Origin of the sequence: Streptomyces sp. NPDC004111 (assembly GCF_042874215.1) — a bacterium.
Lineage (GTDB): Bacteria > Actinomycetota > Actinomycetes > Streptomycetales > Streptomycetaceae > Streptomyces.
Map to the genome: position 1 here is coordinate 366,277 of NZ_JBIAMU010000004.1, position 6,603 is coordinate 372,879.

At 71.7% G+C, this 6,603-nt stretch carries 3 protein-coding genes; all 3 read left to right on the top strand.

The genetic code is table 11. The features are described from left to right. Positions 1-147 precede the first annotated feature (147 nt). The 3 genes from ACFYVL_RS11375 (at position 148) to ACFYVL_RS11385 (ending at position 6,451) form a co-directional block, all read left to right on the top strand. On the top strand, positions 148-1,953 hold the full coding sequence (locus ACFYVL_RS11375) for an ABC-F family ATP-binding cassette domain-containing protein (protein ID WP_389243187.1): 1,806 nt from the start codon (positions 148-150) through the stop codon (positions 1,951-1,953). Between the two features lie 314 nt (positions 1,954-2,267). Beyond that, positions 2,268-4,043 carry a PQQ-binding-like beta-propeller repeat protein gene (locus ACFYVL_RS11380; RefSeq protein WP_389243189.1) on the top strand — a complete coding sequence of 592 codons (1,776 nt, stop codon included), beginning with the start codon at positions 2,268-2,270 and terminating at the stop codon, positions 4,041-4,043. 455 nt (positions 4,044-4,498) lie between these two features. Beyond that, entirely contained in the window at positions 4,499-6,451 is a 1,953-nt protein-coding gene (locus ACFYVL_RS11385) for a PQQ-binding-like beta-propeller repeat protein (protein ID WP_389243191.1), read from the top strand. Positions 6,452-6,603: the final 152 nt, after the last annotated feature.

A 6,603-nucleotide genomic window follows, 5' to 3' on the forward strand; every position in this document is an offset into this window, starting at 1 on the left:
CACGGGCGCGGGAACCCGCGCGAGCCGCCGCCGGCACCCCCGCACCGGACCCCTGCCCGTACCCCGGGCGCCCGCCGTCCCCCGTCCCACCCACCTCCGACTACGCTGGGAGGTCTATTCGTCCCCCGCCCCCTGGAGCACCCACTCATGGCCGTCAACCTGGTCAATGTCGAGGCAGTCAGCAAGGTGTACGGCACCCGTGCCCTGCTCGACGGCGTCTCCCTCGGCGTCTCGGAGGGGGACCGGATCGGCGTCGTGGGCCGCAACGGCGACGGCAAGACCACCCTCATCCGGATGCTCGCCCAGCTGGAGGAGGCCGACTCCGGCCGCGTCACCCACGTCGGCGGCCTGCGCCTCGGCGTCCTCACGCAGCACGACTCGCTCGACCCCGCCGCCACCGTCCGCCACGAGGTCATCGGCGACATGGCGGACCACGAGTGGGCGGGCAGCGCGAAGATCCGCGACGTGCTCACCGGCCTGTTCGGCGGCCTCGACCTGCCCGGCTTCGGACAGGGCCTCGACACCGTCATCGGCCCCCTCTCCGGCGGTGAGCGCCGCCGCATCGCGCTCGCCAAGCTACTCATCGCCGACCAGGACCTGATCGTCCTCGACGAGCCCACCAACCACCTCGACGTGGAAGGCATCAGCTGGCTCGCCGGGCACCTCCAGTCCCGCCGCTCGGCCCTCGTCTGCGTCACCCACGACCGCTGGTTCCTCGACCAGGTGTGCACCCGCATGTGGGACGTGCAGCGCGGCGCGGTGCACGAGTACGAGGGCGGCTACAGCGACTACGTCTTCGCCCGTGCCGAGCGCGAGCGCATCGCCGCCACCGAGGAGGCCAAGCGGCAGAACCTGATGCGCAAGGAGCTGGCCTGGCTGCGCCGCGGCGCCCCGGCCCGTACCTCCAAGCCGCGGTACCGCATCGAGGCGGCCAACGAGCTGATCGCCGACGTACCGCCGCCGCGCGACACCTCCGAGCTGATGAAGTTCGCCAACGCCCGGCTCGGCAAGACCGTCTTCGACCTGGAGGACGTGACGGTCCAGGCCGGACCCAAGGTGCTGCTCAAGCACCTCACCTGGCAGCTCGGCCCCGGCGACCGCGTGGGCCTCGTCGGCGTCAACGGCGCGGGCAAGACCTCGCTCCTGCGGGCACTGGCGGAGGCCGCCCGCACCCAGGGCGACGTACAGCCCGCCGCCGGGAAGATCGTCGTCGGCAAGACCGTCAAGCTGGCCTACCTCTCCCAGGAGGTCGGTGAACTCGACCCGAACCTCCGCGTGCTGGAGGCGGTGCAGAAGGTCCGCGACCGGGTCGACCTCGGCAAGGGCCGCGAGATGACCGCGGGCCAGCTGTGCGAGCAGTTCGGGTTCACCAAGGAGAAGCAGTGGACCCCGGTCGGCGACCTCTCCGGCGGTGAGCGCCGCCGGCTCCAGATCCTCCGCCTGCTGATGGACGAGCCGAACGTGCTCTTCCTCGACGAGCCGACCAACGACCTCGACATCGAGACCCTCACCCAGCTCGAAGACCTGCTCGACGGCTGGCCGGGCTCGATGGTGGTCATCTCGCACGACCGGTTCTTCATCGAGCGCACCACCGACAAGGTGTTCGCGCTCCTCGGCGACGCCACGCTGCGCAACCTGCCGCGCGGCCTCGACGAGTACCTGGAGCGCCGCCAGAAGGTGATCGCCTCCGCCGTCGCCGCGGCGCCCGTCGCCGCCCCCGCCGCCAAGCCGGAGAAGTCCTCGGGCGACGTACGGGCCGCGAAGAAGGAACTCCAGAAGATCGAACGCCAGCTCGCGAAGATGTCCGACCGGGAGACGAATCTGCACGCGCAGATCGCCGAGAACGCCACGGACTTCGCCAAGGTCGCCGAGCTCGACGCCGAACTGCGCAAACTGGTCGAGGAGCGCGACGAGTTGGAGATGCGCTGGCTCGAACTGGCCGAGGACGCCTGAGCCGGACGGCCGCCACGGCGTCGTCACGGGCTGCGCGCCCGTGGGGCACGGGGGGCCACGTCTGTCGCCGTCGCGGAAGTAGAGAAGGCGTAGAGGGCTCATAACGAGCGCATCACGGGCCGGTCCTCCCTTGGGAACAGGGGAGGACCGGCCCCTTGTTCGAGGTGACTCCAGTGATAGAAAGAAGCCCCGCTCGACTGACGTAGATCTGCGGGATCCAAGTCCGATTCGCTCCTTTCCGGAGGTAACGCCGTCCGGAATCGCGGGGGAGACCGAACGGGCAGCGGACCACCCGTGTGAAGAGGTATGTGCTGATGTCTCAGCCGCCCAACCAGCCGCCGCAGGGGGGCTACGGCGCCCCGCAGGACCCGCAGAACCCGCAGGGCGGGGTTCCGCAGGGTCCGCCTCCCGGAGCACCGCAGCCGCCGCCGGGTCCGCCGCAGATGCCGGGCACGCCGCCCCCGGGACAGCCGGGCTACGGCTACCCGCAGGGGCCGCCGCCCGCCGCCGACAATCCGTACGCACAGCCGACCCAGCCCGGTGGCTACGGCTACCCGGGACAGCCCGGCACCCCGCCGCCGCCCGGTTACGGCTACCCGCAGCAGGGCCAGCCGACCTACCCCGGCGCCCCGGTGCCCCCCGCTCCCGGCGGGGGCGGTCCGCAGAAGCAGAAGATGATGCTCATCATCGGCGCGGCCGTCGCCGCGCTGATCGTGATCGCGGGCGGCATCTACCTGGTGTCGGGCGACGACGAGCCGGAGCCGGTCGCCAAGCCGACCAGCACCTCCCAGCCGAGCGGCAGCGCCACCCCCGACCGGGGCGACGGCAGCGGCCCCGGCGGCGACACCCCGGGCCGCGACGCCGGCACCGACCTCAACGCGGGCCGCAAGCCCGGCGAGGCCAAGGTCCTGTGGACCCACGTCAACGCGGTCGACCTGCCGAGGGACGGCGGCAAGGTGATGCCGACCTGGTTCGTCGGCGACACCGTCATCCAGACGTACTACAGGACGATGACGGCGTACGGGGCCGCGGACGGCAAGAAGCGCTGGGAGCTGCAGTTCCCGAACAAGGTGTGCGGGGCGCCCCAGCAGAAGGGCACGGGCGACAAGGTCGTCATCGGTGTGGAGGACAACAACACCGAGAAGGCCAAGTGCAACCAGATGCAGCAGGTCGACCTGAAGGCGGGCAAGGCCGGCTGGCGCAAGGAGGTCCCGCAGGAGAACCTCTTCGACATCCTCACCAGCCCGGAGTTCGTGGTCGCCGGTGACACGGTCACCATCGCGCGCATGGGTGTCGTGAGCGCCTTCCGGGTCAGCGACGGTTCGAAGCTGTTCGGCGACCTGAAGTTCGGCGCGTGCGGTGCGGACGCGTTCGCGTCCAACGGCACCAAGCTGATCGCGGTCGACGACTGCGGTACCGGCAAGGACGCCACCGGGCAGGTCCGCGAGGTCGACCCGACGACCGGCAAGGGCAAGTGGGGCTGGAAGGTTCCTGCGGGCTGGGAGGTCAAGCGGGTCTTCTCCGTCGAGCCGCTGGTCCTCTACATGGAGAACAAGGAGAAGAAGGCGGGCAACGTCTCCTTCTTCAAGGCCAACGGCACCCCCGCCGCCCAGATGACGGGCGAGCTCCCCTCCCCGCAGTGCGGCTGGCTCATCCTGGACCGCGCGCTGCAGGGCTGCACCGGCGTCACCGCCGACGCGACCACGCTGTACGTGGCGAGCAAGGCGGAGTCCACCGGCATCGGCGCGGGCCGCTCCAACGAGATCCGGGCGTACGACGTCAACACCGGCAAGCGCAAGTGGGTCTCGAAGCTCGAAGGCCGCACCCTGCTGCCGATCAAGACCGAGGGCGGCAGCGTCTTCTCCTACGCCGAGCCGACGTACGAGAAGGCCGGCGAGATCGTGAAGGTTGCCGCGGCGGGAGGCAGCCCGGCATCGGTGCTGAAGAACCCGCAGACGGTGGCCAGCCTGGAGAACTCCTTCTACTCGAAGCGGATCTCGTACGAGGGCGGGCGGCTCTTCCTGGCGCCGGACCGGGTCTCCGGCAAGGACGACGAACAGCCCAAGACCCTCCTCGCCTTCGGCAACTAACCCATGGCCCCGCCGCCCTCGGGCAGCGGGGCCGCCCACCCGAGCCCCCTGGGCGGCGGGGCCGCGCCTCTTGCCCCCGCCCCCTTGGGCGGCGGGGCCGCCCCCCGGGGGCGGGACGGGCGGGCAAGGGGGCGGCCCCCGGCGGAGCCGAACCCTCCGGCCCCGCCCGGCCCCGGCTCCGTACCGGAGTGGCCGCTGCGCGGGGCCTCACCCCACCCCGCCCCTTCCCGAAACCGGGGCTCCGCCCCGGACCCCGGTGGCGGGCCCGCCAGGGGCCAGTGCGCACGCGCGGGTGAGTGGAGGCTTGCTCGCGCAGTTCCCCGCGCCCCTGAAGGGCGCGTGGCCTTCACACCGCACAGCGACACGGCCCCCGCGCCCCTGAAGGGGCGCACCTCCCCCCCAACAACTTGATGCACCGCCCAGCCAACCGTTCCCACCCCCAGAGGTAGAACCCGATGACTCAGCCGCCGCCCAACGAACCCCCGAAGGGTGACGGAGCCCCCGCTCCCTCGCCCTTCGCCAAGAACCCGGAGCCCGGCCCCACCTCGGACCAGGCCCCCCAGGCCCCGCAGGCTCCCCAGGCCCCCCAGCCTCCGGCCCAGGCCCCGACCCCCACCGCCCCCGGCTTCGGCGCGCCCACTGCGCCCGCGCCCGGGTTCGGTGCCCCCACCCCGCCGCCCCCCGGCCAGCAGCCGGGCTACGGCTACCCGCAGGCCCCCGGCCAGCCGCCGCAGGCTCCCCAGGCCCCGCAGACCCCGCCGCCCCCGGCCGCCGGGTACGGCTACCCGGGCCAGCCGCCCACCCAGCCCATGCACTCCGCCCAGACGCCGCCGCCCCCGGGCGGCCAGCAGCCGTACGGCTACCCGGGCGGCCAGGGCGACCCGAGCCAGCAGCCCACGGCGTACGGCATGTACCCGCCCCAGGCGCCCACCCCGCCGCCCGCGCCGAACGGCGGCGGTGGCGGTCTGACCACCCAGCTCAAGATCATCATCGCGGCAGTGGTGGCACTCGTACTGATCGTCGGCGGCGCCGTCGTCTACAAGGCGACCAGCGGCGACGACCCGCAGGAGACCGCGGGCGGCACCACGGGCACCGCCGAGGGCGGCAAGAGCGGCGGCAAGGAGGACCCGGCCGCCCCCAAGGCCCCGGACGGCCCCGGCAAGGAGCAGGTCCCGGGCAACGCGGCGTCCAAGGTGAAGTTCCAGATCCCGATTCCGGCGGTCAAGGACCTGACCTCGTTCAAGGGCTCCTGGATCACCGACAAGGTGTACGCGAAGCCGCACCTCAAGAGCGTCGTCGGGTACGACATCGACAAGGGCACCCAGCTCTGGAAGATCGACCTCCCGGGCGCGGTCTGCGGCAGCTCCCGCTGGAACACCGCCGACAACACCAAGGGCGCCATCCTCTTCGAGAGCGCCAAGAAGCCGGACATGAAGGTCGCGCAGTGCGACCAGGTCGGCCTGATCGACCTGGTCGGCGGCAAGCTGCTCTGGCAGAAGCAGTTCATGAACGGCGACCGCCCCGCCCGGATGGAGAACGTCACCATCAGCGGCAACACGGTCGCCGCCGCCACCCTCTACGGCGGTGGCGCGTTCGACCTCACCGGCAAGGAGCTGTGGAGCCCCAAGCCCACCGGTGACAACTGCAAGGACAAGGGATACGCGGGTGGCCCCAAGGGCCTGGTCGCGCTCCGCTACTGCGGTGAGTACGACTCCCCGAAGATCCTCGTCCAGACGCTGAACCCGGCCGACGGCAACCCGCTGAGCACCTTCACGATGCCCACGGGCTCCGACAAGGCCAACGTGCTCTCGGTGAACCCGCTGGTCGTCTCCGCCGACGTCAACGACTCCGCCGAGGGCACCTCCGGGATGTCCGACATCTTCTCGGTGGACGCCAAGACCGGCAAGCAGCTCGCCCGCATCCCGGTCGACGGCGAGAAGTACGACCCGGACTGCGACTTCGACGACATCGAGAACTGCGCGCAGATCGCCGTCGGCAACAACAAGGTCTACCTGCCGACCCTGGAGCACCGCGGCTCCGCCGACACCGGCCGCACCAACGAGATCGTCTCCTTCGACCTCGCCACCGGCAAGCCGACCTCGGACCGCATCGACGCCGGCGAGCGCTACTCGATGTACCCGCTGCAGATGGACGGCGGAAACCTGATCGTCTACAAGACCCCGCCGTACGACAAGGGCGGCCAGATCGTCAGCATCGACGGCGGCTCCCTCAAGCAGACGGTCCTGCTGGACAACCCGTCCGACCGCTCCGTGATGGAGGCCGAGCGCGAGTTCTCCTTCGACCTGAAGAACCTCAGGTACGCGAACGGCAGGCTCTTCATGTCGCACGACCTGCTGAGCGAAAGCAACTCGAGCAAGAAGCACCTGGCGATCGTCTTCGGACACTGACCGGAACCGACCGGTCCAAGTCGGGGGGGGGGGCCGCCGGGGGGGGGGCCCCCCCCGGGCGGCCCCCCCCGGCGCCGCCCCCCCCCCCCCCCCCCCCCCCCCCCCCGCGGGGGCGGGCCAACCGACAACAAGAGGTGTGGTTGCACACGCCG

What these genes read in the sequence shown, in the direction of transcription:
- ACFYVL_RS11375 (WP_389243187.1), top strand. Translation starts at nt 148, where the DNA reads ATGGCCGTCAACCTGGTCAATGTCGAGGCAGTCAGCAAGGTGTACGGC.
- ACFYVL_RS11380 (WP_389243189.1), top strand. Translation starts at nt 2,268, where the DNA reads ATGTCTCAGCCGCCCAACCAGCCGCCGCAGGGGGGCTACGGCGCCCCG.
- ACFYVL_RS11385 (WP_389243191.1), top strand. Translation starts at nt 4,499, where the DNA reads ATGACTCAGCCGCCGCCCAACGAACCCCCGAAGGGTGACGGAGCCCCC.